Origin of the sequence: Selenomonas sp. oral taxon 126 (assembly GCF_001683335.1) — a bacterium.
In the GTDB taxonomy this organism is placed as follows: domain Bacteria; phylum Bacillota; class Negativicutes; order Selenomonadales; family Selenomonadaceae; genus Centipeda.
In genome coordinates this window covers 1826256-1850638 of record NZ_CP016201.1, presented here as the reverse complement: position 1 = coordinate 1850638, position 24383 = coordinate 1826256, and the positions used below count along the sequence as shown (strand labels likewise).

At 57.7% G+C, this 24383-nt stretch carries 27 protein-coding genes, 1 tRNA gene, 1 pseudogene and 1 riboswitch; of the genes and pseudogenes, 3 read left to right on the top strand and 26 right to left on the bottom strand.

Annotated elements, in window-relative coordinates:
* Positions 1-212 precede the first annotated feature (212 nt).
* Positions 213-2174, top strand: a complete 1962-nt coding sequence (locus AXF19_RS08365; RefSeq protein ID WP_066847576.1) for a methyl-accepting chemotaxis protein — start codon at positions 213-215, stop codon at positions 2172-2174.
* Positions 2175-2303: 129 nt separating this feature from the next.
* On the opposite strand, the gene sdhB is transcribed toward AXF19_RS08365, so the two are convergent.
* The 12 genes from sdhB to murI all read right to left on the bottom strand — a co-directional run bounded on the left by sdhB (position 2304) and on the right by murI (position 11856).
* Entirely contained in the window at positions 2304-3056 is a 753-nt protein-coding gene (sdhB, locus tag AXF19_RS08360; RefSeq protein WP_066847573.1) for a succinate dehydrogenase iron-sulfur subunit, read from the bottom strand.
* 15 nt (positions 3057-3071) lie between these two features.
* On the bottom strand, positions 3072-4883 hold the full coding sequence (gene sdhA, locus AXF19_RS08355; RefSeq protein WP_066847562.1) for a succinate dehydrogenase flavoprotein subunit: 1812 nt from the start codon (positions 4881-4883) through the stop codon (positions 3072-3074).
* A gap of 24 nt (positions 4884-4907) precedes the next feature.
* A complete protein-coding gene (locus tag AXF19_RS08350; protein WP_066847559.1) occupies positions 4908-5540 on the bottom strand; it encodes a succinate dehydrogenase in 633 nt (210 codons plus the stop codon).
* 121 nt (positions 5541-5661) lie between these two features.
* Positions 5662-6219, bottom strand: a complete 558-nt coding sequence (locus AXF19_RS08345; RefSeq protein ID WP_066847557.1) for a Fe-S-containing hydro-lyase — start codon at positions 6217-6219, stop codon at positions 5662-5664.
* 37 nt (positions 6220-6256) lie between these two features.
* Positions 6257-7099, bottom strand: coding sequence for a fumarate hydratase (locus AXF19_RS08340; RefSeq protein WP_066847550.1), 843 nt, complete (start codon positions 7097-7099; stop codon positions 6257-6259).
* Positions 7100-7452: 353 nt separating this feature from the next.
* Positions 7453-7935, bottom strand: a complete 483-nt coding sequence (locus tag AXF19_RS08335; protein WP_066847548.1) for a YfcE family phosphodiesterase — start codon at positions 7933-7935, stop codon at positions 7453-7455.
* Positions 7932-8546, bottom strand: a complete 615-nt coding sequence (gene rdgB / locus AXF19_RS08330) for an RdgB/HAM1 family non-canonical purine NTP pyrophosphatase (protein ID WP_066847547.1) — start codon at positions 8544-8546, stop codon at positions 7932-7934. Before rdgB ends, AXF19_RS08335 begins: the two co-directional genes overlap by 4 nt.
* 1 nt (position 8547) lies before the next feature.
* Positions 8548-9294: a ribonuclease PH gene (rph, locus tag AXF19_RS08325; RefSeq protein ID WP_066847545.1), complete on the bottom strand. Its 747-nt coding sequence runs from the start codon at positions 9292-9294 to the stop codon at positions 8548-8550.
* Between the two features lie 75 nt (positions 9295-9369).
* Positions 9370-10032: a F420-0:Gamma-glutamyl ligase gene (locus AXF19_RS08320; protein ID WP_066847543.1), complete on the bottom strand. Its 663-nt coding sequence runs from the start codon at positions 10030-10032 to the stop codon at positions 9370-9372.
* The gene (locus AXF19_RS08315; protein ID WP_066850154.1) at positions 10025-10597 is read right to left on the bottom strand and encodes a hypothetical protein; all 573 of its coding nucleotides are present in this window, start codon (positions 10595-10597) and stop codon (positions 10025-10027) included. Before AXF19_RS08315 ends, AXF19_RS08320 begins: the two co-directional genes overlap by 8 nt.
* A 13-nt stretch (positions 10598-10610) precedes the next feature.
* Positions 10611-11045, bottom strand: a complete 435-nt coding sequence (locus tag AXF19_RS08310; protein WP_066847540.1) for an acyl-CoA thioesterase — start codon at positions 11043-11045, stop codon at positions 10611-10613.
* A gap of 22 nt (positions 11046-11067) precedes the next feature.
* On the bottom strand, positions 11068-11856 hold the full coding sequence (gene murI, locus AXF19_RS08305; RefSeq protein ID WP_066847537.1) for a glutamate racemase: 789 nt from the start codon (positions 11854-11856) through the stop codon (positions 11068-11070).
* A 142-nt stretch (positions 11857-11998) separates the two neighbouring features.
* Between murI and brnQ the strand changes: the two genes are divergently transcribed.
* Positions 11999-13369, top strand: a complete 1371-nt coding sequence (gene brnQ, locus AXF19_RS08300) for a branched-chain amino acid transport system II carrier protein (protein ID WP_066847534.1) — start codon at positions 11999-12001, stop codon at positions 13367-13369.
* On the opposite strand, the gene AXF19_RS08295 is transcribed toward brnQ, so the two are convergent.
* Both AXF19_RS08295 and AXF19_RS08290 read right to left on the bottom strand, forming a co-directional pair.
* Complete coding sequence (locus AXF19_RS08295) at positions 13339-13743, bottom strand: type II toxin-antitoxin system VapC family toxin (protein ID WP_066847531.1); 405 nt, start codon at positions 13741-13743, stop codon at positions 13339-13341. The genes brnQ and AXF19_RS08295 overlap by 31 nt on opposite strands.
* Positions 13740-13982 carry a type II toxin-antitoxin system Phd/YefM family antitoxin gene (locus AXF19_RS08290; RefSeq protein ID WP_066847522.1) on the bottom strand — a complete coding sequence of 81 codons (243 nt, stop codon included), beginning with the start codon at positions 13980-13982 and terminating at the stop codon, positions 13740-13742. Before AXF19_RS08290 ends, AXF19_RS08295 begins: the two co-directional genes overlap by 4 nt.
* A gap of 154 nt (positions 13983-14136) precedes the next feature.
* Between AXF19_RS08290 and AXF19_RS08285 the strand changes: the two genes are divergently transcribed.
* Positions 14137-14225 (top strand) — tRNA-Ser (locus AXF19_RS08285).
* A 60-nt stretch (positions 14226-14285) separates the two neighbouring features.
* Here AXF19_RS08285 and upp read toward each other — a convergent pair.
* The 12 genes and pseudogenes from upp to sigH form a co-directional block, all read right to left on the bottom strand.
* Positions 14286-14942, bottom strand: coding sequence for a uracil phosphoribosyltransferase (gene upp, locus AXF19_RS08280; RefSeq protein WP_066847519.1), 657 nt, complete (start codon positions 14940-14942; stop codon positions 14286-14288).
* 27 nt (positions 14943-14969) lie between these two features.
* Positions 14970-16217, bottom strand: coding sequence for a serine hydroxymethyltransferase (gene glyA / locus AXF19_RS08275; protein ID WP_066847516.1), 1248 nt, complete (start codon positions 16215-16217; stop codon positions 14970-14972).
* Between the two features lie 11 nt (positions 16218-16228).
* Positions 16229-16681: a ribose 5-phosphate isomerase B gene (gene rpiB / locus AXF19_RS08270; RefSeq protein ID WP_066847514.1), complete on the bottom strand. Its 453-nt coding sequence runs from the start codon at positions 16679-16681 to the stop codon at positions 16229-16231.
* A 74-nt stretch (positions 16682-16755) separates the two neighbouring features.
* Positions 16756-17598: a metal ABC transporter permease gene (locus AXF19_RS08265; RefSeq protein WP_066847511.1), complete on the bottom strand. Its 843-nt coding sequence runs from the start codon at positions 17596-17598 to the stop codon at positions 16756-16758.
* Positions 17589-18410, bottom strand: a complete 822-nt coding sequence (locus AXF19_RS08260) for a metal ABC transporter ATP-binding protein (RefSeq protein WP_066847509.1) — start codon at positions 18408-18410, stop codon at positions 17589-17591. The genes AXF19_RS08265 and AXF19_RS08260 overlap by 10 nt, the downstream gene beginning before the upstream one ends.
* Positions 18411-18423: 13 nt before the next feature.
* Positions 18424-19161 (bottom strand): ABC transporter permease, encoded by a 738-nt coding sequence (locus AXF19_RS08255; RefSeq protein WP_066847507.1) that lies wholly within the window; start codon positions 19159-19161, stop codon positions 18424-18426.
* A complete protein-coding gene (locus tag AXF19_RS08250; RefSeq protein ID WP_066847504.1) occupies positions 19161-20048 on the bottom strand; it encodes an ABC transporter ATP-binding protein in 888 nt (295 codons plus the stop codon). Before AXF19_RS08250 ends, AXF19_RS08255 begins: the two co-directional genes overlap by 1 nt.
* A gap of 5 nt (positions 20049-20053) precedes the next feature.
* A complete protein-coding gene (locus AXF19_RS08245) occupies positions 20054-21040 on the bottom strand; it encodes a Gfo/Idh/MocA family protein (protein ID WP_066847501.1) in 987 nt (328 codons plus the stop codon).
* Positions 21041-21196: 156 nt separating this feature from the next.
* A complete protein-coding gene (locus tag AXF19_RS08240; RefSeq protein ID WP_066847499.1) occupies positions 21197-22228 on the bottom strand; it encodes a sirohydrochlorin cobaltochelatase in 1032 nt (343 codons plus the stop codon).
* Between the two features lie 118 nt (positions 22229-22346).
* A riboswitch (cobalamin riboswitch) is annotated at positions 22347-22530 on the bottom strand.
* Positions 22531-22588: 58 nt separating this feature from the next.
* Positions 22589-23323, bottom strand: a complete 735-nt coding sequence (locus AXF19_RS08235; protein ID WP_066847497.1) for a vWA domain-containing protein — start codon at positions 23321-23323, stop codon at positions 22589-22591.
* A gap of 77 nt (positions 23324-23400) precedes the next feature.
* Positions 23401-23551 (bottom strand): annotated as a pseudogene (locus AXF19_RS16020) (secretion protein HlyD).
* A 49-nt stretch (positions 23552-23600) separates the two neighbouring features.
* On the bottom strand, positions 23601-24383 hold a 783-nt coding region (sigH, locus tag AXF19_RS08230; protein ID WP_237141553.1), incomplete at its 5' end, for an RNA polymerase sporulation sigma factor SigH.

The following is a 24383-nucleotide window of genomic DNA, read 5'->3' as shown; positions in this document are numbered from 1 at the left end:
GGTGCTGAATTTATCAGTGCTTCCCTAATAGCGACTTCCTAGAAGATACCGTATGAACACGCGGTATCTTCTTTTTTGCCCAATTTGATAGTGATTTAGACGATTAAAGTTTCCTTTTTGTTTTATTACAGAGCATTAAAGGAAAATATGCTTTTATATCGAATAATACATAATGAGGATTTTGTGGAAATCATGAAGAAGGGGATGGTGCTATGAAGTTACAGTCAAAGATGCTCCTGTGGATCGGAAGTCCCTTCATCGCGATCTTCATTGCGATGGCAGCCTTCTCCTATTGGCAGGCAAGCACGATGATCGAGTCAGCGACCCAGCGCGAGATGAAAGCCCTCGCAGAGTACCATGCGGAGGAGATCAACAGCATGGTACAGCAGCAACGTGGCATACTCGAGGGTCTTGGTCAGGCATGGTCGACCTCGATCCCGAACAACGATACCTTTCTCGCAATCGCGCGGGATTTTGAAAAACGACCGGACGTAGACTCGGTCTACATGGGATTTCCGGATCGCGACTTCCTGTTCAGCCGCGAAGGCGTCATACCCAGGACGGAGTTTGATGCCACGACACGCGGCTGGTACAAGCTCGCTGCCGCAAACGACGGCGTTCAGATATCAGAAGTTTACATCGATAACTTCAGCGGCAAGAAGGTTGTTGCACTCAGCCGCGCGATGAAAGAAAACGGTCAATTCGTCGGTGTCGTCGGCATTGATGTCCTCTTTGCGGACATTGAAAAAAAGATGGCAGCTCTCAAGTTGCGCGAGACCGGCGCAGCCTTCCTGCTGGATGAGCAGGGGCGCTTCATCTATCATTCGGCGCTGACCATCGACGACAATGTTCATGCACAGGGCGAAGAGGCAGCAAAACTCTTCCTCTCGAAAGACCCTCTCTTCTTCGAGTCGAGCTATCAGGATGTCGACTACTACTATGCTGTCCACCCCGTCGGTGACACCGGCTGGTCGCTCGTACTCTTCGTTCCGAAGGATGAGGTACTCGCCGATGTAAGCACGCTGAAATGGGCAATGATTGCCGGGCTTCTTGTCTCGCTTGCGCTCCTCTCCGTCCTGCTCTACAGCATTGCGCGCTCCATCGCCGGGCCGATCGAGGTGATGGCAGCGGCGGCATCCGAAATTGCAAAAGGCAATCTCGGTGTCAAGGCACCTGAGATGGAGCGTGATGACGAGATCGGAGATCTGCACAACGCCTTCCTTACCATGGTCAAGGGGCTGCGCGATCTCATCCGGAGTGCCGCACAGACAGCGGAGCAGCTTGCAGCTGCCTCCGAAGAATTGACTGCCTCGGCGGATCAGTCGGCGCAGGGCGCACAACACGCGGCAGAGGCCATTGTCAAGATCACGGGCAGTACCATCGAGCAGCGTGAGGCGGTCGATGAGTCCTTCGAGACGGTGGATCGGATCACCCATGCCATCAACGACATTACAAACGGGATCACGGATGTCTCTGCAGCGACACAACGCGCCGAAAGCGCCACAGTAGAAGGACAGCATGGTCTCAGCATCGCCGTCAAGGGCATGGACACCCTAAGTAAGGGGGCAAACGATGTCTCTGCCGCCGTCACGGCGCTCTATGAAAGCTCGAAGCGCATCTCCGAAATCGTCGAGATGATTACAGAGATCGCAGGTCAGACGAATCTCCTCGCACTCAACGCAGCCATCGAGGCCGCGCGTGCGGGCGAGCAGGGACGCGGCTTTGCCGTCGTCGCCGAGGAGGTCAGAAAGCTCGCCGAGCAGTCCGAGACCGCCGCACAGGAGATCACGGGGCTGATTACCGAGAATGCGAACCGCATCGAGAGTACATTCCGTGTCATGCAGGATCAGAAGGAGCATGTCGACGAGGGGGTCACGCAGGTCAATCAGGCAGGCGAGCAGTTCAACCGCATTGCCGTCGAGGTCAAGGAACTGTCTGCAAAGGTGGACGCCATCCTCACGAACACTGAGGGTATCAAGGCTGGCAGCGCACGCATGTTTACCTCCGTGGAGTCCGTACAGAGGGTTTCAAACGCTGTGAGTTCGGAGGCTGAAAACGTCTCTGCCGTATCCGAGCAGCAGGCAGCCTCCATGCAGGAGATTGCCGCTGCGAGCCAGACCCTCGCACAGCTTGCACAGGATCTGCAGAAGCTCGTGGGACGATTCCATCTCTAAACAGCTCTTTGCACGATTTGGGGAGACCGCAATGCGGTCTCCCCTTCTCTATCCAAATACACACACAGAAAGGGGCAGCCCCGTTGGGGCTGCCCCTTCGTATACTCCGCTTTCCTGTAGGAATGCAGATTAGTGGTTAAACATATTGCGCAGTGCCTGCTTGTTGACATCGCGGTTCAGCTGGGCAAGATGCTGCGTGAGCTTGATGCCCTTCGGGCACGCACGCTCGCAGTTCTGACTGTTTCCACAGCTCGTGATGCCGCCCTTCTCCATCAGCGCATTGAGGCGCTTCGGCGCATCGAACTTTCCAAGCGGATGGAGGTTGAAGAGGAGCGCCTGCGCCGTCGGTGACGCGCCGATGAAGTCGGACTGCGGTCCGACGTTCGGGCACGCCTCAAGGCAGCAGCCGCAGGTCATGCAGTGCGACAGCTCATAGCACGTCTCTGCCGTGTACGGATTCTGGATAGGCGCATCCTTGACGCCCCATGTGCCGTCGACCTCGACCCAGCCATGAATGCGCTTGAGGCTCTCGAACATGACCGAGCGGTCGATGAGGAGGTCACGGATAACGGGGAACGTGCGCGCCGGCTGCACGCGAATCGGCTGTGTGAGGTTGTCAATCAGCGCGCAACACGCCTGCTGTGCACGACCGTTGATGACCATCATGCACGCGCCGCAGACCTTCTCAAGGCAGTTGCACTCCCAGACCGGGGGCGGAACGCGCTTGCCGTCAACCGTCACGGGATTCTTCTGAATCTCCATGAGGGACGCGACGACGTTGAGACCGGGACGATAGTCGACTTCGAACTCCTGCGTATAGGGGTTCTCGTTCGGTCCATCCTGACGCTCGATGATAAAACGAACTTTTTTCTGTTCTGCCATGACTTCTATCCTCCCTTACTCCTTCTTGGCAACGGCGTAGTTACGCGCACGCGCCTTGATGAGTGAATGCTCGAATTCCATGTAGCTGACAATCGGCTCCTCGGTCTTCGGATCGTAGTCCACGATGGAGGTCTTCATGAAGCGCTCGTCGTCACGTCCGTAGAACATGAGCTCACCAGCCTCATCCGTCATGCGCTCGCCCTTGTCATCGAGAAGGATCTTCGCGTGTGCACCGCGGCTCTCATCGCGGCAGCGCGCTGCCTTCGTCACCGCCATTGCATAGAGGATCATATTGCGCAGCTGACGCACGAACATGGCTTCCTGATTTGCCCAAGTGCCGTGATCGGTCACACCAATGTCATCCCAGCGCTTGAGGATATCCTTGAGCTTTTCAAGGCAGATGTCGAGACCCTTGTTGTCACGCTCAATGGAGACATAGTCGTACATGATCTCGCCCATCTCCTGATGGAGCTGATGTGCGTTGACAGAACCCGTCATATTGCGGATCTTGTCGAACTCCGCAACGGCTTCCTTGCGTGCTGCCTCGAGCTCTTCCTCCGTGAGCGCCGTGCCGAGCTCACCGCTGCGCGCCCAGCGCAGTGCCTCGGGGCCTGCAATGAAGCCGGAATATGCCGCCGAGAGAAGCGAGTTCGCTCCGAGACGGTTTGCACCGTGATACTGATGGTCGCACTCACCCGCTGCCATGAGGCCGGGGATGTTCGTGTGGTGGTTGCGGTCAACCCAGATGCCGCCCATCGAATAGTGCACAGACGGGAAGATCTCCATCGGAACCTTGCGCGGATCCTGACCGACGAACTCGGAGTACATCTCGAGAATGCCGCCGAGCTTGCGCTCGAGGTAGGCTGCCGGGATGTGCGAGAGGTCGAGGTAGACGCGGCGGTCGTTGTTGACGCCGAGCCCCATGTGCACGCAGACCTTGAAGATCGCGCGGGAGGCAACGTCACGCGGAACGAGGTTGCCGTATGCAGGGTACATCTCCTCGAGGAAGTACCATGGCTCGCCGTCCTTGTACGTCCAGACACGTCCGCCCTCACCGCGGCACGCTTCGGACATGAGACGGTTCTTATCGGAACCCGGGATTGCCGTCGGGTGAATCTGAATGAACTCGGGGTTGCCGATGTGTGCGCCCTGCTGATATGCGGACGAAACAGCCGAACCGTTGCAGATCGTGGATGCCGTGCAGCGTCCGAAGACCTGTCCGGGACCGCCCGTCGCAAGCATGACAACATCTGCCGGGAATGCCTTGATCTCGTTCGAGTTCATGTTCTGTGCAACAATGCCGCGGACGATGCCGTCCTTGTTCTTGATCGAGCGGATGTATTCCCAGAACTCATACTTCGTAACCTTACCCTTGGTCTCCCAGCGACGCACCTGCTCATCGAGCGCGTAGAGGAGCTGCTGACCGGTCGTGGAGCCTGCAAACACCGTGCGCTTATTCTTCTGTCCGCCGAAGTTGCGCAGATCGAGCACACCCTCAGCCGTGCGCGTGAACGGAACACCCATGCGGTCAAACATCTTGACGAGCTTCGGCGCAGCCTCGACCATGCCCTTGACCGCGAGCTGATCGGCAAGGAAGTCGCCACCGTAGACCGTATCGTCAAAGTGCTCGTAGACACTGTCGTGCTCGCCCTTCGTATCCATACAGGCATTCATGCCGCCCTGTGCGCAGAGCGAGTGCGAGCGCTTCACCGGGCAATAGGAAAAGAGGTCGACCGTACCGCCGCCCTCGCAGACCTTCATCGTCGCGAGAAGTCCCGCAAGACCGCCGCCAACGATGATAACCTTGTTCTGTGGTACTTTAGCCATTCTGACTCTCCTTTGCTGCGCTTCTTACATGAAATAGCTGCCCATGAAGGCGAGCGTGACAAGACTCATCAGCGTGCAGAGACCCATCGACAAAGCGTTGATGACAGACTGCGCGCGCGGTCCCTTGGCAATGCCCCACGTCATGCAGAACGTCGAAATGCCGTTGCAGAAGTGGAAGATCGCTGCGATCATGCCGAGCGTGTAGAGTACCGTGTGGAGGATTGCATAGTCGCCCGTCACAAAATAGGTGTAGAGCAGGTCATAGTTGATATGTGTTCCCATGACCCCCTTCTCCCACACGCGCATATAGCCGACATGCCAGATGAGGAACGGAATGAGCAGCCATGCCGTGTAGCGCTGCAGGGCGAACTGCCAGTTGCGAACGTAGCCATAATTGCCGGGGTTGTTCTTCGCCTGTGCAGCAATGTAGATGCCGTAGATTGCGTGGAAGAGCAGCGGTACTGCGATGGCGAAGATCTCGAGTCCGTAGAATACCGGACGCGGGATAAGCTCCATCATAGCGAGTGCGTCATTGAAGGCCTTCGCCCCGCTGAGCACGGTCGAATTCGTGAAGACGTGCTCGAAGAGGAACACGCCGACAACGACGAGTCCGACCAATGAATGCAGCCGCCGCATGTAAAAGGTTGTGTGGAACATTTCATACCTCCTGAAATATGTAGACCTTTGGAGCCGCTGCCCCGAACCCCGTCCGGAGCAGCGCCCCCGAATGATTTGTCATGCGCCAAACCATCGGCATGAACACTCTGATGAGGATGTCTTAGAGTCTCCGATAGGGTTTCTGCCCCATCTCATAGAAATTGTTGCCCTCGGAATCAATCACAACGATGCAGGGGAAATCCTCGACCGTCAGCTTTGCAACAGCCTCGGGGCCAAGCTCGGGATAGCCCACCACTTCGTACTTCTTCACGGATTTCGCGATGAGCGCCGCAGCGCCGCCGACAGCGGCAAAATAGGTGACGCCGTTCTTCTTCATCGACTCCACGACAGCAGCCGAACGCGAGCCCTTTCCCACCATGCCCTTGATGCCCTGCTCAAGCATCGTCGGCGTGTAGGCATCCATGCGACCGGAGGTCGTAGGACCTGCCGAGCCGATCGGGTCGCCCGGCTTTGCCGGCGTAGGGCCAAGGTAGTAGACAATCTGGTCGTGCCAGTCAACCGGCAGCGGCTCGCCCTTTGCAAGCGCCTCCGTCATCGCCTTGTGTGCCGCATCGCGCGCGCTGATGATCGTGCCCGTGATAAGAACGCTGTCGCCCGCCTTGAGCTTGCGCGACATCTCCTCCGTGAACGGAGTCGTAATACGGATACTTTCCGCCATGAGTATTCCTCCCTAACAATAATACACAGCTCAGGAATTACAGGACGCGATGCGCATGCCTGAGTGCATGGCAGCAGATCGTCACCGCAACGGGGAGACCCGCGATGTGCGTCGCGCCCCACTCAATGTTCACGGCAAGCGCGGTTGTCGTGCCGCCCAGCTGGGGGCCGATGCCCGTCTTGTTAATCATCTCGAGGAGCTCACCCTCGAGCTTTGCATACTCCGGCATCGGATGGCGCTGATCGATCGAGCGCGTGAGCGCCTTCTTCGAGAGAAGCGCCGCCTGATCCATCGTGCCGCCGATGCCGACGCCGACCACCTCGGGCGGGCACGGATTCGGACCTGCATGCTGAACGATCTCCATGACCGCCTTCTTCACGCCCTCGACACCATCCGCAGGAACGAGCATCTTGACACCGGACTTATTTTCCGAACCAAAGCCCTTCGGTGCAATCGTGATGCTCAGCTTGTCGCCCGCGACGATCTTCGTATAGATGACGCCCGGCGTGTTGTTCTGCGTATTCTTGCGGTTGAAGAGCGGCTCTGCGACGACCGACTTGCGCAGGTACCCTTCCGTGTAGCCCTTCGCAATGCCGTCGTTGATCGCATCCTCGAGGAGACCGCCTGTGATGTGGAGATCCTGCCCGATCTCTACAAAGACGATGGTCATGCCCGTATCTTGGCAATACGGACGATCCTCTGCGCGCGCGATCTCGGCGTTGCGAATGATCTGATCCAAAACGACCTTTCCTACGGGTGACTCCTCCGTCTCTCGCCCCTTTTTGAGCCCCTCGTAGACATCATTCGGGAGATAGTACGCCGCTTCCTTGCACATCTCGGCGACGTTCTCCGTGATTTCTTTTGCGCTTAGCTCTCGCAAAATAATCCCTCCTATAAATATAACTTATACACAGGTTGATTAGACTATATCATATTTTTTTCTTGCTTTCAAGTCTTTCAAATCTCCCGCGAAGCCTTGAAAAAAGTGAATCTCATTCAATTTCAACAGGGTGTCTGCAAATCGAAATAATATCGTTCTTTTATTATTTATCTTATTGTTTTATATTTCAATCGAATTGTTTCGTTTAAAACAATTTATTGTTTGTATTATATTTTCTATTATATATATAAAATCCATATCATAAGATATGGATTTTATATCATAAAATTTTTTGAAAATTTTTTAAGTAGCGAAACCCCTGATAAATCAAGGGTCTGTGATTTTTTTCACCACTATATGCGAATGAGATTCACCAAGGGACTTTCCCCCGCATTCAGTTCCACAAGCATGAACGATCCGCGCCGCTCATCACGCGGACGTGCAATGCTGCCTGGGTTGAGTACGGTCACATCTCCATACTCCTCGAGCGCGATATGCGTATGTCCATAGACGGCGATGTCCGCCCCCGTCTCGCGCGCCGCTGCAGCGAGCATGGCCGTGTCGAAGCGCACGTTGAAGAGGTGTCCGTGCGTGAGGAAGATGCGATGCCCCGCAACTTCGACGACAGTCTCATCATGTACACCGTCCACGAAGAAGTCACAGTTGCCGAGCACGCGTGCAACGCGTTTGCCCGACATCTCCTCAAGTACATCCGCATCGGGTGCGAAGTCCCCCGCATGAAGCCACAGCTCTGCCTCCGCCGCCCCCGGCACGGCGAGCATATCCTCGAATACGTCGGTATTTCCATGACTGTCGCTTACAATTCCGATTCTCATACTAAGTCCCTCAACTGTTCCTTCATCTCTTTGAGAGCTGCGCCGCGATGGCTGACCTCATGTTTCTCCTCGCGTGAGAGCTCCGCCATCGCGCGTCCGTCCGCACGGTAGAAATGTGGGTCGTATCCAAACCCCTCCGTGCCGCGCGCCTCGGGGCGGATAAAGCCCGCACACGTCCCCTCGGCAGAGAGTTCGTGTCCGTCGTCGAGCGCAAGCACAAGCGCGCAGTGGTAGGCGGCAGCGGCATTCTCCGTGCCACGTGCACGGATGTCTGCGATGAGCTTTGCATTGTTCGCCGCATCGTCGCCATGCACGCCCGCATAGCGTGCGGAGTACACGCCGGGCGCACCGTCCAGAACCTCGACCGAGAGCCCCGAGTCATCCGCAAGTGCGGAGAGCCCCGTCTTCTCCCGATAGTAACGAGCCTTGATGCGCGCATTCTCCATAAAGGTCGCTCCGTCCTCGACGGGCTCCTCGATCTCTCCTGCCTCAGGCAGAACCTCATGGAGGCGCGAGAGCGGAACCAGACGCACGGGCAGGCCCTCGAAGGCTTTCTCCATCTCGCGCACCTTCCCCGCATTCGAGGTTGCAATCAGTATGATCTTTTCCATCTTATCCCTCCCGTCCCGGCATCCACGCAAGCGTATCGCCGAGCGCGATTTTCTGCGCATCAATCAGTTCACGTATCCCCAGCCCGCCGAGATCCATGAGCGCATTCATCTCTGCACGCGAGAACGCGCGCCCCTCGCCCGTTCCCTGTACCTCGACAAGTGCGCCAGAACCCGTCATGACGATATTCATATCGACCATTGCAGAGGAATCCTCCTCATAGCAGAGGTCGAGGAGCGGGATATCCTCGGTGCTTATGCCGACACTGACCGCCGCCACATAGTCGCGCACGGGGAAGATGCCGCGCCGCGTGTAGAAGGTCGCGCACGCCTCCACGAGCGCGACGAACGCACCTGTAATCGACGCCGTACGCGTCCCTCCGTCCGCCTGCAGCACATCGCAGTCAATGTGGATTGTGCGCTCGCCGAGCGCCTTCATGTCGACGACCGTGCGTAGGGCACGCCCGATGAGCCGCTGAATCTCCTGCGTCCGTCCCGTCTGATGTCCGCGCATTGCCTCGCGCGCCGTGCGTTCCGAACCTGCGCCGGGCAGCATGGAGTACTCCGCCGTCACCCAGCCCGTCCCCGAGCCTTTCAAAAAGAACGGCACGCGCTCCTCCACAGTTGCCGCGCAGACGACGCGCGTATGCCCCATCTCGATGAGCGCCGAGCCTGCGGGGTAGCGTTGATAGCCGCGCTCGATCCGAACGGGGCGCAGCTGATCGGCGCGCCTCAGATCTCTTCTTGGCATGAAATATTTTCTCCTTTATGAAATCCGTTCAAAAAAGCGGGAAGAAGCCGCTTCCCGCCTTTGGTGCTTTTACATTTACGCCGTATGGCTCTCCTGATACTGCCGATAGTTCTTGATGATACAGATCGGCGTCTTCTGCGAGGCGTTGCCGAATGGATTATCGAGCAGGAGATTTGACGCAAGTTCCCCGTTCACCCCGTCCGATACACCGACCACGCGCGAGCGCTTCAGATCGTTCACATCGGCAATCATGCCGCCAAACGCGCCCACGCGGTCACGGATGCGCGCGGCAACCTGCTCCGGCTCGGCGGGACCATAGACGACCACCTTGTCGAACGGCGGCATCGTGCCCGTCACATCATCGATCAGTGCCGCCTCCTTGCCGCCCCATTTGTAAAAGAGCCCGTTCTTGCCGACAAGCTTGCCGAGGAAGCCCGCAAAGAGCGCCGCTGCAACGCGCCACTTCCCCTCCACATCCATCAGCGCCTGCATCCCGTGCGGCGTTGCGAGACTCCCGTAGTCCGGAATAAAGCGGCACAGGAACTTCGCCAGCCAGCAGATTTCCAGCTCCTCGGGGCGAACGAAGCGCCCCTGCGTCACGGCAACCACACTCTCGGCACAGCAGACGAGATCGTCTGCCGTCACCTGCGATCCCGCATAGTATTCGATAGCGTCCACAATGTCGTCTGCATCGGTCAGAATGCGCGTCGGAACAGGGATAATTTTCACCTCAGACATCCTTGCGCCCTCCTTCCACGACGTGCGCAACGCCCGCAAGCGCGGCGATCTCCGCTCCCGCAATCTTCAGTATGACCTTGGAGTAATGCGCAGGAATGCGCCCCGTCTCCTGGTAGATGAGATCCATGCGGAAATCCGGCATATGTGCAATCGCCTCCGTGAGCGTGTTCCCCTTGCGCCCCTCAATGGAGAGTTTCATAACGAGATCAATGCGTTTGTTCTTCTCGATCAGAGCCCCCTCGAAATAATCGTCCTCACGCGGCACGCCCGCAAGTTCCACCTTGCCGCGCACAAGCGCCCCGTCGTACTGCTCGTAGGGGAGCTGCACGCGCAGAATCGCATCCATGATAACGCCGCATTGTTTTCCCTCGTTCGCAAAGGGGATCGTTGCGCCGATCAGTAGCCGCTCCTCTGTCCGTTCGACCACGGAAAACGGCGTCATCTCTTCCTTTTTGGGCACGATCTTCTCCGCACCGAAATAGGCAAAAAAAGCCTTTGGACCGAACGTCACCAAAACCAGCAGCGCCAGTATCCAGTACGTCCACCACATGAATTCAAAGTAAATCCACCATACAAATTCAAAATCCAATGTCCCGGCCCTCTTTCTCCTGTATCATCGCCGCCTCCAGCGGCTCGTAGAACTCCTTTGGCAGGCGCGTGATGCGCCCCGTCTCGCGAAGCGTAAAGACATTCTCCGAGAAGCCCGTCACGAGCACGGTTCCCGCCTCATTCAGAATGCGGTACGAGAATGCCATCTTTGCCTTCGTGAGTGCCGTCCCCGTCGTCTCGATCACAAGGTTGTCGTCAAAATGCCCCGGTGCGTGGAACTCTGCGCCGACCTTTATGATCGGGAAGACGTAGCCTGCCGCCATCAGTGCGCCCAGCGTGATGCCGATGCGGCGCAGATAGTCGACACGCCCGATCTCGAACCAACGGATGTAGTTCGCATGGTGCACGACCTCCATCGCATCCGTATCATAGAAATTCACCCGATGTGCAGTGCGAATCGGCATGAATGCTCCCTTCCTTCAAACTTCAAACAATCTCCTCCATGCGCGCGGCGCGCGCGAGATAGCTCTCAATGCGCGCCAGCGGCTCCACCCCTGTGACCGGCCTGCCCGACTCAAAGAAACGGCAGGGCGCAGTCTCTATCCCTGCGGGTACGGTGCGCAGCCCCGTGCGGCGCGCCATCTCCTCGACCGTTCCCTCGTTGCCGTCCACAAAGCCGACCGTCTTTGGCAGGAGGCGGCGCAGCGTGTCCTTGAAATAGTTGAAATGCGTGCAGCCGAGCACAATCGCGGAGTAGTGCACGAGATCGTACGGGGCAAGCGCGTTCCAGAGATACTCCTCGACGCGCGGGGAGACGAACTCCCTGCGCTCCGCGAACTCGACAAGGCGCGGCAACGCAAGCAGATCGACGAGATTCTTCGCATCGTGCGCTGACACGAGACGGCGCAGCTTCTCACCATTGATGGTAATCGGCGTTGCCGTCACGAGCACGCGGCGCTCACCGTCCTGCTCGAGAGCCTTCTTGACCGCCGGCTCCATGCCGATGATCGGCACCTCGTAGAGGCGCCGCATCTCATCCACCGCCACCGAGGTCGCTGTATTGCACGCAACAACGACGGCATCCGCGCCCTGCCTTTCAACGAGGAAGCGGAACGCCTCGCGCACATAGCCGCGCACGACAGGCACGGACTTCGTCCCATACGGCACATGGTCACGGTCGGCAAAGAACAGGAATTCCTCCGACGGGAGCACCCGCCGCGCGTGACTGAGCACGGTCAGCCCGCCGATTCCCGAATCAAACAAAGCAATGCGCATACCGACATCTCCTCTTCTGCGCAGAATGAGCCTCACCTATTATAGCAACTTCTTACGGCTTTGACAAACTCCTTCGAGAGCTGTTATAATTGTCGCATTGTAATTTTATAATTTTTATCTTTTCAACGGGAAGTTGCTGCAGATGAAACATCGTCTTAGAAAACAGGAATACATCTTCGTTGCGTCCATGCTCTTCGGTCTTGTCTTCGGTGCGGGCAATCTCATCTTCCCCGCCGCGATGGGACAGCAGGCGGGCGCGGCGATGCTGCCCGCGCTCATCGGCTTCTGCATCACGGGCGTCGGGCTGCCGCTCCTCGGGATTGCGGCGATCAGCATAACGGCAAGCGAGAATCTCTTCGACCTCTGCGGCAAGATCGACCGCCGCTTTGCCTATACCTTCACCTGTGCGCTCTATCTCTGCATCGGTCCGCTCTTTGCAATCCCGCGCACCGCGACGGTGTCGTTTCAGGTGGGCGCAGCCCCGTTTGTTTCACCCGATGTGCAGACGCTCGGGCTATTTGTCTTTACCCTTATCTTCTTCGCCCTCGTGCTCTACTTCTCCCTGCGCCCATCCGGCATTCTCATCTGGGTGGGCAAGGTGCTGAATCCCCTCTTTCTCCTCTTCCTCGGCATTCTGATCGTGACGGCGGTCATTTCTCCGATGGGGGCGGTATGGGAAGCGGAGCCGGTCGGCACATACGCGGAGCACGCCTTCTTCACGGGACTCCTCGAGGGCTACAACACGATGGACGTGCTCGCCGCGCTCGCGTTCGGCAACATCCTCGTGAGCGCCATCAAGCGGCTCGGACTCTCCGCCCCGAAGGATCTCTCCTACAGTACGATTGTCTCGGGCACGTTCAGCACGGCGCTCATGGCGCTCATCTACCTCGCGCTCACCTATGTCGGTGCGCAGAGCCGCGCGGTCTACGGGCTGGACGCAAACGGCGGGGATGTGCTCGCCCATATCGCCGCGCATTACTTCGGCGCATTCGGCGGCATCCTGCTCGGCATCACGATTACCTGCGCCTGCCTCAAGACTGCAATCGGGCTTGTCACGGCGTGCAGCACGACATTCGCCGAGCTGTTCCCGCGCTCGCTGCCCTATCCGAAATACGCCGTCCTCTTTTCCCTCTTCTCCTTTGCCATCTCGAACGTCGGTCTGAGCAAGATCATCGCCTACTCCCTGCCCGTGCTCTACTTCCTCTATCCGATTGCCATCGTCCTCATCGCGCTCTGCCTGCTCGAGGGTCTCGTCGGCTATCATCGCCCGCTCTACATCTGCACGATGGTCGGCACAACCTGTGCAGCGGCGTTCGACTTCCTGCGCGCCCTCCCCGCAGGGATGCACGAGGCACTGCCCGGAGTAGAGCTCCTTGTCGCATGGGGCGACGCCCTCCCCCTCGCGCATATCGGCATGGGCTGGGTCGTTCCGTCATGCGTCGGACTCCTGGTCGGCGCGGCTGCGCTCCTGCTTCGGAGATTTCAAACCACGCACACACACGGCTCGTTATAGTCAACAAGCAAGCCGTCATGCGTAAGAAAAAGCATATTTTCACATTTCGCCTGACAGATAAGCAGCCGATCAAACGGATCCTTGTGCGGCTTCACATGATCGGGGCGCACGAGCGTATGCAATGTGAAAATATGCTTTTCGTGTATGGGGAGCTGTCTGAGTCCTGCTTCCTCACAATATCTGCGAACGACCTCTGCATTCACCATCATTTGCAGGGGGTGCAGGAGATGTTTCAGCTCAATCTCCCAAAGTGATATCATGCTGTAGTATATGTCATTCTCATCCTGTTCGATGATCTCCCGTGCTTTCTGCGGCAATTTCGGATCGTCCGTCAGTGCCCACAAAAGCATGTGCGTATCCAGTAAAATCTTCATCTGCCATCCTCGAAGATATCCATAACGTCTTCATCCCAACGCTGAAAATCCGCCGGCACGACAAATGCCCCTTTTGCCGCACCGATGCGCTTCTTGTTCGGCGTTTTGCGAATCAGCGTCATCTGAACAACGGGCGTGCCGCTGCGCGCAATGCAGACCATATCCTCCTCGCCGCTTTCCAAGGCTTTGACCAGCTTTGACAGATCGGTCTTGGCTTCGAGCATATTGACCTGACGCATGGAGATCACCTCTTTCTGGCTAATTTAGCTAACTTCATAATACTACAAAGACAAGATTTTTTCAATCCCGTATATCTCGGTGCTCATGTTTCAGCCCCATGCGGAACGACTTGACAGCACTCCATGATTTTTGATAAAATATCCTCGCTGACATGGAGAGGTGTCCGAGTGGTTTAAGGAGCCGGTCTTGAAAACCGGTGATGCGGCAACGCACCGTGGGTTCGAATCCCACCCTCTCCGCCATATTTTTACAAGAGAAAAGACGACTGCGCGCAGCCGTCTTTTTTGTATGCGTATAAATTGTCACAGTGTACCGAAGATACGGTCACCCGCATCACCGAGTCCCGGCACGATGTAGCCGTGATCGTTGAGGCATTCGTCGACAGCGGCAACGTAGATCGGCACGTCGGGATGATCGGCAGCTACGCGGCGAATGCCCTCGGGCGCGGAGACGAGGCACATGAGGATGATATTCTGCGCGCCCTTCTCCTTGAGCATGGTGAGTGCCGCCGACGCACTGCCGCCCGTGGCGAGCATGGGGTCGGGGACGATGAGCGTACGATCCTCGACACCGCTCGGCAGCTTTGCGTAGTACTCGACAGGCGCAAGTGTCTCGGGGTCGCGGTAGAGTCCGATATGCCCCACGCGCGCGGCAGGTACGAGGGTCAATATGCCGTCGAGCATGCCGAGCCCTGCGCGCAGGATGGGCACGATGCCGAGCTTCTTGCCCTCGAGCATCTTCGCATGACAGCGTGCGACGGGCGTCTCGATCTCCACATCGCGCAGCGGGAAATCGCGCGTGATCTCATATGCCATGAGCATGGCAATCTCCGAGAGGAGCTCACGGAACTCCTTCGTCCCGGTCTCCTTCATGCGCATGATGGTCAGTTTGTGCTGGATGAGCGGATGGTCAACGAGATGGAGGCTCGGGATATCGGACGGATGAAACGTGTCGGCCATGGGGAAGGCTTCCTTTCTGTCAAAAAATTACTCGTATAGGGGATATTTCGCGCAGAGTGCGGCGACACGGCTGCGTGCCTCCTCCCTGCGCCCCTCATCGGTCGGCGCGTCGAGGACATATGCGATAATGCGCGCCACTTCGCGCATATCATCTTCCTTGAATCCGCGCGTTGTGAGTGCAGGCGAGCCGAGGCGAATGCCGCTCGTGACGAAGGGGCTGCGCGGCTCGAACGGGATTGTATTGCGGTTCGCCGTGATATTGACCTCGTCGAGGAGATTCTGTGCCTCCTTGCCCGTAATCTCCTTGTTTGTGAGGTCGACGAGCATGACGTGCGTGTCCGTCCCGCCCGATACAATGCGGTAGCCGCATTTCGTCAGCTCGTCCGCGAGCGCCGCCGCATTCTTCACAACCTGCGCGCCGTACTCCTTGAACGTGGGCTGGAGCGCCTCTCCGAGAGCAACCGCCTTTGCCGCAATGACGTGCATGAGGGGACCGCCCTGAATGCCCGGGAAAACCGCCTTGTTAATCTTCGCACCGAGTTCCTCATCGCGCCCGAGGATGAGACCCCCGCGCGGGCCGCGCAGCGTCTTGTGCGTGGTCGAGGTCACGACATCTGCATAGGGCACGGGATTCGGATGCTGCCCTGCGGCGACCAGCCCCGCGATGTGCGCCATATCCACCATGAAGAACGCACCGACCGCCTTTGCAATCGCCCCGATGCGCTCGAAATCAATCGTGCGTGCATACGCCGAAGCGCCCGCAATAATCATTTTGGGCTTGTGCTCCTTCGCAAGTGCCTCGAGCGCATCGTAGTCAATGCGCTCCGTCTCACGATCCACGCCGTAGGGAACGACCTTGAAGTACGTGCCCGAAATGTTGACGGGGCTGCCATGCGTCAGATGTCCGCCATCCGTCAGATTCATGCCGAGGATCGTGTCGCCCGGCTGCAGCAGCGCAAAGAACACCGCCATATTCGCCTGTGCACCCGAATGCGGCTGCACATTCGCCCATGCAGCGCCAAAGAGCTGCTTCGCGCGGTCAATCGCAAGCTGCTCTGCCACATCGACGTATTCACAGCCGCCATAGTACCGCTTGCCGGGATACCCCTCTGCATACTTGTTTGTGAGGACACTGCCCTGCGCCTCCATGACAGCGCGGCTGACGATGTTCTCCGAGGCGATGAGTTCCAGCTTCGTGCGCTGGCGGTTCAGTTCATCCTCAATCGCCGCAAACGCCTGCGGGTCGACCTTTTCCAACGAATCCATCATGCTCATAGAAACTCTCCTTAGCCGTTTTTATGATCTTCCAGCGCCATCATTTTTTCAACGCGGCGCGCATGGCGCCCGCCCTCGAACTCCGTGCGCACCCACGCGCGCACAATCTCGCCCGCAGGGCCGAAGCCCGTCACGCGTCCGCCGAGAGCAAGGACATTTGCATCATTGTGCTTCCGCGACATAATTGCCGTATAGACATCGGCACAAAGTGCTGCGCGGATTCCCTTGATCTTGTTCGCTGCAATCGAGATGCCAAGCCCCGTGCCGCAGAGCACAATGCCGCGATCTGCCTTGCCCGAGACGACATCGGCGCAGACCTTCTCCGCGATGTCGGGATAGTCGACTGCCTCCTTGCCGAATGTGCCGACATCCTTTACACGCACATCGCTGAACTCGTGGAGCACCATCTTGACCTCTTCTTTAAGATCCACCGCCCCGTGGTCGCTGCCAATCGTGATATTCATGGAAACGCCCTCCTCATCAAACTTCACAATATTCTCTTTCATTCTAGCATAGATCGCTGAAAAAAAATAGTGCGTCAGCGGCGAAAACGCGTGCGCAGGGCGAGCGAGAGAAAAAAGATGAGCGCCGCTGCCGCCACGATTGCCGCACCCGCCGCAATGCCGAGATAGTACGCTGCAAAGAGCCCGATAAGCCCTGAGAAGAACGCAATGACAACCGACAGGAAATGATATGCCTTGACACTCCCCGCGAGATTGCGTGCGGCTGCCCCCGGCAGGACGAGCAGCGCGTTGATGATGAGGATGCCGACCCACTGGATGCTCACGGCGACGACAACGGCGAGCAGCGCAGCGAAGATAGCCTCCACGGCAAAGATGGAAATGTTGCGGCTGCGCGCGAGCGACGCATTCACCGAGAGCAGGAGCAGGCGGTTGAAGAGCAGCATCCAGCCGACGAAGACGACGGCATCGACGGCGAGCAGCCCCGCGAGATCGGCGGGGGTAATGCTCAGGATGTCTCCGATGAGGAGCGGAGAAAATTTTGAAAAGCCTCCGCCGTGGCTCATTATCATAAGTCCGACCGCAATCGCCGTCGAGGAGAACACGCCGATGACCGTATCCGCCGACGCCGCTGTGCGATGCTTGATGTAGGTGATGAGGAGAGCAAATGCAATCGAAAAGAGGATGAGAGATGTGAGCGGTGCAAATACGCCGACAAGCGCACCGATGGCGATGCCCGTGAACGCGCCATGCCCGAGCGAGTCCGAGAAGAACGCCATGCGGCTTGAGACCACCATCGTCGAGAGCAGCCCAAAGAGCGGCGTCATGAGGATAATCGCGAGCAGCGCGTTCTTCATGAAGGTATACTCCATCCACGCAAACGGCAGGAGTGCATCCATTGCTCCGTAGATCAGTTCCATGCCGCATCCCCCTCTCCCCCATGCTCCTCGGCACGCCTCTTGAGATGACTGAGATCGGGCAGGATGCCAAAGATGCGCTCCATGTGAGGGCTTGCAAAGACCTCGCTCGACGTTCCCGCCGCCGCAATCCCGTGATCCATGAGGACGACCTTGTCCGCATGGCGTGCAACCATGCCGAGATCGTGTGAGATGAGGAGGATTGCAAGATCCTCCTGTGCGCGCAACTGTCCCACGATGTCATAGAAGAGTGCGAGTCCGCTCTGATCGACGCCCGAGACCGGCTCGTCGAGGAGCAGGAGGTTCGGCATGGGATCGAGTGCGAGCGCGAGCAGGACGCGCTGCAGCTCACCGCCCGAGAGTGCGCCGAGGCGGCGGTCGATCAGATGCTCCGCACGCACGCGCGCAAGTTTTTCGGTGACGCGTGCACGGTAGCGGCGCGCGGGAAAGAGCCAGACGGGACGCGTGGTCACACACGCCATGAAGAGGTCGAGCACCGTTGTCGGTGCCGTCAGATCGAGGCGCAGATACTGCGGTACATAGCCGATGACAGGGCGTATATGGCGATCCTCCGCGTCGACGAAGCGCAGACTGCCCGTGTGCGCAACCTCGCCGAGGAGGGCGCGCAGGAGGGTGCTCTTGCCCGCGCCGTTCGCACCGATGATGGCGGTCAGCTCACCGCAGTGAAAATGCAGATTGACATGCGAAAAGACTTCGAACGTCCCAAAGGAGACGCCGAAGTCTTCGATTTTGGTGCAGCAGAAATGCGCGCAGCCCTCCGCTGCCCCCCTGTGATGAAAGATATGCCTGAGCATGATGATCCTTTTCCTAATCCGTCAATCGACGGAACTTCCACGTCCCTGCTGCGATGCCGAGCGCGGCGTAGCCTACGACCACTGCGAGTGAGAGCAGGGAGAACTCCCCTGCTGTTCCGAGGCTGCGCAGGAGGTGACTCGTATGCGTCAGCGGCAGGATCTCCACAAGCCAGCGCACGAGATCGGGCAGTGCCGCCGTCGAGAAGAACGTCCCGCAGAGGAAGGACATCGGGAGCAGGACGTAGAGGTTGACCTGACTCATCTCCTCATAGGTGGAGATATACATTGCCGCTAGGAAGCCGATCTCCGCGAAGATCATGCAGTTCAGCGTGAGCACGAGGAGAAAGAGCGGCGTGATTGTAAAATGCGCGCCAAAGAGATAGCTGAGCACAATGATGATCGCCGATGAGATCAGCCCGCGCACGACAGCCCCCGCGACCTTGCCGATGACGAACGCATCGGGACGAATGGGCGCAATGAGATATTCCTCGAGACTCTTGTGATAGACGCGCTCCGCGTGCACGGATATGATGCTGTTGAAGCTGATGTTCATGGAGTTCATCGCGAGGAGTCCCGGTACGAGAAAGTCCAGATACGAGCCCGTGCCCACGTCAATGCTGCGCCCAAGACCCCAGCCGAATGCAATGAGAAACATGAGCGGCGAGACCATGCGGCTCAGCACGTATTTCGTGAGACGCCTGCGCAGCACTGTCCAATCACGCCAGAACACCGTCCATATATCGCGCAGCATCAGAGCCCCTCCTTTCGCCCCGTCAGCTCGATGAAGACATCCTCGAGATTCGTCGGGCGCAGAAGGACGCGCTGCATCGTCTCCTCGATCTCACGCGCATGCGCACGAGCCTCCTCGCGCGTGTGAAAGAAGCGATAGGCACGTCCGCTCTCCTCATCCCACTCCACAGCAAATGCACCGAGGGCGTCGCAGAACGCGCGCGGCGTCTGCACATCGACGAGCACGCCCTTGTTGATGATCGACACGCGGTCACAGAGCGCCTCTGCCTCCTCGATGTAGTGCGTCGTCAAGAGAACTGTCACGCCGCTCTTTGCGACCGCACGCACGAGATCCCAGATATGCCGGCGTATCTGCGGGTCGAGCGCAACCGTCGGCTCGTCGAGGAAGAGCACCTGCGGACGGTGGATCAGCGCGCGCGCAATGAGGAGCCGCCGCTTCATCCCCCCAGAGAGGCGGCGCACATTGTCGTTGCGCACCTCCGAGAGCTCCATCTCTGCGAGCAGTTCCTCAATGCGCTGCGCCCGCTCTGCGCCGCTCATATGATGCAGACGTGCGTGCAGCTCCATATTGTCCCAGACCGTCAGCTCCTGATCGAAATTCACGTGCTGCGGCACAACGCCAATCATCTCTTTGACAGTACGCGGGTCACGTCGGATATCCTGCCCTCCGATGCGTATCACGCCGCTCGTCGCCTGCGTCTGCATCGTCAGCATGCGGATGATCGTCGTCTTGCCCGCGCCGTTCGGGCCAAGCAGCCCGAACACCTCACCGTGCCGAACGGAGAGGGTCACGCCCGCAACCGCCGTCTTCCAGTCCTTTTTCTGCGCCGCATTCGTATGCGGGAATTTCTTGACGAGATCCTCCATCTCGATCATCATGGATTCCATTGCTCTCAATCCGCCCGAAACTGAATCCCCGCCATGAGGCGCGCCTTCTCCATCACCGCCATGACGGCACGCGATGTCTGCATCCCCTCCTCCACGCTCATATAATCCTTGCGTGCGAAGATGTCCTGCATTGCCTCGAACTCGTGCACCATGCGATGCTCATATCGGTTCAGCGCATACGTTTTGGGCTCACTGCCACGCAGACCAACCGTAAAGGAGGGCAGTTCATTCGGCGCGCCGTCCGCGCGAATCCAGCCCGACTCTCCCTGTATCATGAAGAATGATGGACTGTCACTGTCCTTCGCCGCTGCCGCTGTTGCGACAAAGCCGTCATAGCGCAGAGCCATGATGCCCGAGGTGTCGATGCCGTTGAATCCGACATTCGCCCCATAGATGGCAGACTTCGGGCGTCCAAAGAGGGAGACAATGAGTTCGAGATTGTAGACGTTCAAATCGTAGAGCGCCCCGCCCGAGAGCGCAGGATCGAATACAGGCGCAACATCGCGTGCGAGATAGCGGTCATAGCGGCTCGAATACTGCGAATAGTTCGCCTGCACGAGGCGGATGAGTCCGAGCTGCGGCAGCGTTTCCAATATCCCCATGTAATTCGGAAGAAAAAGCGGCGTTACCGCCTCGAACAGGTAGCAATGCGCCGCGCGTGCGCGCGCGATCAGCTCCTCCGCCTCCGCAAGCGTCGAGGTAAAGGGCTTTTCCACGATAACATGCCAGCCCGCCGCAATCGCCTGCCGTGCATAGTCAAAATGCACGCTGTTGACGATGCCGAGATAGACGAAGTCCGCCTCATGCGCTGCGAGCATCGCCCCATAGTCCGCCCAAACCTGCGGCACACCGAACTCCTGCGCAAGTGCCCGCGCCTTCTCTCTGCTGTGGGGACGCGCGCAGATCGTTACAACCTCGACGTCCTCCACCTCCTGCAGGGCGGTGAGCGCCTCGCGCGCAATCATCCCTGTTCCGACAACTGCTATCTTCATTTCTTCGCTCTCCTTCACGCAAAGACATTATGTCCTTGCTACTCATACTGCCCACCTATTATAGCAGGGTATTTCGGCAAAGAAAAGGGTCTGCCGCAGAAGTCTTGGACTTCTGCGGCAGACCCGCACCGCAAGTGCTGCGGCTGTGTGTTCCCCTTAGTGCATCACTTTGATATGATCCGCGTCGGCATCCTTCTTGCCCTGCAGAGCATCCCATGCATCATTTGCACGCTCCACATAGACGTCGCGGATCATCTTGTTCTCGCCAAGGCCATGCATGTAGGTATCGACCTTGTAGCCCTCTCCTTCGAGAATGCTCTTGTGCGAATCCGCATCTTTTCCTGCCATGTCATTGTGCGCATGATCGCCTGCAACCATCATGATCGGCATGAGCGTCACATTCTTGATCTTGTTTGCCTTGAGCTTCGGAATGACATCCTCGAGGCTCGGCCAGCCCTCAACCGTGTAGACATAGACATTCTTGTATCCAAGCGCATCAAGCTTCGCCTGAATCACGGAATAGTACGCGTTCGAGACATGCGGCGTACCATGTGCCATCAGGAGCAGCGCCTCGCCCTTTGCCAGTTTCGGGAACTGGCTGGAAACCGCCTGGAGGAACTCCACCACGTCATCCGGCTGATCCTCCTGCCCCTGCCAGTACATAAGGGAGGTGCCGCAGGTCATCGTCTTGAACTGCTCCTTGTACTCATGGAAGACTGCCTTGACATAGGAGTATTCCATGCCCGGGATGACATCGAGAGAAACGAGTGCCACACGGGAATAACCGTCCGCCTTGAGCTGCGCGAGTGCCTCCTCGGGCGTCGGATACTTCTTGCCCTCGTTCTTCTCAATGCGGTCGATAATGATATGAGAGGTAAACGCCGTCACGACCTTCACGCCCGGATGCGCCGCCTTGATTGCATCCACCGTTGCCTCGATCGTCTTCTCACGTGTCTCCTTGAACGTCGTGCCGAAGCTCATCACAACAATGGCATCCTTGTTCGTGTAGTTCTGCATCTGCGGGTTCTCATACTTGAGCACGCCGATCTCCGATGCCTCCATGAGCGCGGGGGTCGCCGTCTTGACCTCGGGGTTCAGCTCATACGAGGCCTCCGCCGGGCTGTACGAAAAGCCGAGGACTGCCGAGCACGCGAGGGATGCGACCAGCATTTTCTTCCAATTCTTCATCCGAATTCCTCCCATAAAATATAGATAAATAAAGGCTTTCCTGCCAGAGCAAGAAAGCCTCGTGAATCATCTTCACGAATCCCCTTCCTGTCGCTCGCAGGTCTGTGCCCTTGGCACACGGTGGATTGTCAAACAGGCAGTTCTCCTGGCTCGGTTCATCGCTCCCCTGCGCCTTCCCAAGAGGACATTCCTCTCAGTGACATTCTTGCAGGTTTGCTCCCCTCACAGTGGCGGGACCGCGCCGGCTCATCCGGCTTCTCTATTAAGCGGCAACACGCCGCACCTGTCTCCTAAAGATTAAATTATAACATCATAGATAGCATACATCGTTATGCGCAGATTGTCAATCGGCTCTCGCACTTATTTTGACGTATCCTCTTCCACATGGGAGCGCCAGCCGCTCGATTCGGCAGACCCCATTTCCGCCGTTGCCTCGACGTAGGCAGCAACAGCATCGTAGTTCGCGCGGACGCCGCTCTTTGTGTTCCGATAGGTCACGGCATTCGACCGCTGCACGCCGATGGCATCTGCCTCCTCCACCGCGTCAATGTTCGCACCGAGATAGATGAAGTCCCAGCCCTCCATTTCCTGCTTGTCAGAGATCATCTCCTTGATCTTCTCCTTGGAGAACTCTGTGCTCGCATTCTCGAGACCGTCCGTAATGATGACGAAAATGACCTTTGTGCCCTCGCGCGTGACAGACGGCTCGCGCTCCACGCGGAGCATCGTATTGCCCACTGCGTCGAGCAGCGCCGTTGTGCCGCCCACCTCGTACTCCTTCGCTGTCAGGGGGCGCACGTAGCGGATATCCTTGTGCGCATAGAGCACATCCATCTCATCGTTAAACAGAACGGCGGTCACACGTACGGGAATCGCAAGTTCCTTCTGCTTCTCGATCATGGAATTGAATCCGCCGATGGTATCGGATTCGAGTCCCTGCATGGAACCGCTCTTATCAAGGACAAGCACGAGTTCGATGTACTCCGGCTTCTCCATGCGCACTGCAGTCGGTGCAGCATCCTCCGCTGCGACGGTGGACGCGCACAGCACGCACAGGATGCAGACGGCAACAGCGTATCGAATCTTCTTCCACATGATACAACCTCCTTTATCGACAGAAATGAAAAAATATTTGTGCATCACATTATATCATACTCACACGGTTTTACTGCTTAAGGAAGCACTGATAAATTCAGCACCGCCATCTTAACGCATCTTTTTTGCCCGCACTTCGTCGGCAAATCCTCCACATAGCCTCTGCTATGCGTCCGGTTTGCCTCCTAGTTCGGACGAAAAAATCTGCGCCAATCTGACGGACTTCATTTTATCAGTGCTTCCTTAAAGCCTCATAAAAAAGAGGGGTCTATCCCCTCTATTCCTCCGACGTCCGCACGCTGCGGTTGATCGTCGTAAGCCCGCGGTAAACCGTCCCGATGTCGAGATCGTCGCCGCGCGACTCCATATATTTCTCCAGCTTGCGCTTCACGCGCTGGAGCGCATTGTCTATGGATTTCACCTGACGGTGCAGGTCGACGGCAATCTCCTGATAGGACTTGCCGTCCAGATAGCTCATGAGCACGCGCCACTCGAGGTCGCTCAGGATCTCCTCCATCTTCTGCTCGATGTCGATGAATTCCTCGTGACTGATGACGAGCTCCTCGGGGTCGCTGATCCGCGCGCCCGAGAGCACGTCGAGCAGCGTGCGGTCAGAGTCCTCGTCATAGATGGGCTTATTGAGCGAGACGTAGGAGTTCAGCGGGATGTGCTTCTGCCGCGTCGCCGTCTTGATCGCCGTGATGATCTGCCGCGTCACGCAGAGCTCGGCAAAGGCGCGGAACGAGGACAGCTTGTCCTCGCGGTAATCGCGGATCGCCTTGAAGAAACCGATCATGCCCTCCTGTACGATGTCCTCGCGATCCGCACCGATGAGAAAGTAGGAGCGCGCTTTGGAGCGCACGAAATTACGGTATTTGTTGATGAGATAATCGAGTGCCTCATCACCCTCACAGGAGCGAATATGTGCGAGCAATTCTTCATCGGTACAACCGTCGTAGATGCTGCTCTCCGCATTCACCTCGTCCGGCTCTTCCTCTGACTCGATTTCGCCCGCCTCCAGTTCATCCGCCTTTTCCTCATCCAACATAGACTTTTTCTT

Bases quoted from the DNA above. Each gene is read 5' to 3' on its own strand.
- rpiB (WP_066847514.1), bottom strand. From the start codon at position 16,681: ATGAATATCACGATTGGCAGCGACCACGGGGCGGTGGATCTTAAAGAA.
- AXF19_RS08245 (WP_066847501.1), bottom strand. From the start codon at position 21,040: ATGAAGATAGCAGTTGTCGGAACAGGGATGATTGCGCGCGAGGCGCTC.
- upp (WP_066847519.1), bottom strand. From the start codon at position 14,942: ATGGCCGACACGTTTCATCCGTCCGATATCCCGAGCCTCCATCTCGTT.
- AXF19_RS08240 (WP_066847499.1), bottom strand. From the start codon at position 22,228: ATGAAGAATTGGAAGAAAATGCTGGTCGCATCCCTCGCGTGCTCGGCA.
- sdhA (WP_066847562.1), bottom strand. From the start codon at position 4,883: ATGGCTAAAGTACCACAGAACAAGGTTATCATCGTTGGCGGCGGTCTT.
- sdhB (WP_066847573.1), bottom strand. From the start codon at position 3,056: ATGGCAGAACAGAAAAAAGTTCGTTTTATCATCGAGCGTCAGGATGGA.
- AXF19_RS08290 (WP_066847522.1), bottom strand. From the start codon at position 13,982: ATGCGTCAGGTCAATATGCTCGAAGCCAAGACCGATCTGTCAAAGCTG.
- brnQ (WP_066847534.1), top strand. From the start codon at position 11,999: ATGAAACATCGTCTTAGAAAACAGGAATACATCTTCGTTGCGTCCATG.
- glyA (WP_066847516.1), bottom strand. From the start codon at position 16,217: ATGAGCATGATGGATTCGTTGGAAAAGGTCGACCCGCAGGCGTTTGCG.
- rdgB (WP_066847547.1), bottom strand. From the start codon at position 8,546: ATGGAAAAGATCATACTGATTGCAACCTCGAATGCGGGGAAGGTGCGC.
- AXF19_RS08265 (WP_066847511.1), bottom strand. From the start codon at position 17,598: ATGGAACTGATCTACGGAGCAATGGATGCACTCCTGCCGTTTGCGTGG.
- rph (WP_066847545.1), bottom strand. From the start codon at position 9,294: ATGCCAAGAAGAGATCTGAGGCGCGCCGATCAGCTGCGCCCCGTTCGG.
- AXF19_RS08235 (WP_066847497.1), bottom strand. From the start codon at position 23,323: ATGTGGAAGAAGATTCGATACGCTGTTGCCGTCTGCATCCTGTGCGTG.
- murI (WP_066847537.1), bottom strand. From the start codon at position 11,856: ATGCGCATTGCTTTGTTTGATTCGGGAATCGGCGGGCTGACCGTGCTC.
- AXF19_RS08345 (WP_066847557.1), bottom strand. From the start codon at position 6,219: ATGGCGGAAAGTATCCGTATTACGACTCCGTTCACGGAGGAGATGTCG.
- AXF19_RS08320 (WP_066847543.1), bottom strand. From the start codon at position 10,032: ATGTCTGAGGTGAAAATTATCCCTGTTCCGACGCGCATTCTGACCGAT.
- AXF19_RS08255 (WP_066847507.1), bottom strand. From the start codon at position 19,161: ATGCTGCGCGATATATGGACGGTGTTCTGGCGTGATTGGACAGTGCTG.
- AXF19_RS08310 (WP_066847540.1), bottom strand. From the start codon at position 11,045: ATGCCGATTCGCACTGCACATCGGGTGAATTTCTATGATACGGATGCG.
- AXF19_RS08365 (WP_066847576.1), top strand. From the start codon at position 213: ATGAAGTTACAGTCAAAGATGCTCCTGTGGATCGGAAGTCCCTTCATC.
- AXF19_RS08335 (WP_066847548.1), bottom strand. From the start codon at position 7,935: ATGAGAATCGGAATTGTAAGCGACAGTCATGGAAATACCGACGTATTC.
- AXF19_RS08260 (WP_066847509.1), bottom strand. From the start codon at position 18,410: ATGCTCAGGCATATCTTTCATCACAGGGGGGCAGCGGAGGGCTGCGCG.
- AXF19_RS08350 (WP_066847559.1), bottom strand. From the start codon at position 5,540: ATGTTCCACACAACCTTTTACATGCGGCGGCTGCATTCATTGGTCGGA.
- AXF19_RS08250 (WP_066847504.1), bottom strand. From the start codon at position 20,048: ATGGAATCCATGATGATCGAGATGGAGGATCTCGTCAAGAAATTCCCG.
- AXF19_RS08295 (WP_066847531.1), bottom strand. From the start codon at position 13,743: ATGAAGATTTTACTGGATACGCACATGCTTTTGTGGGCACTGACGGAC.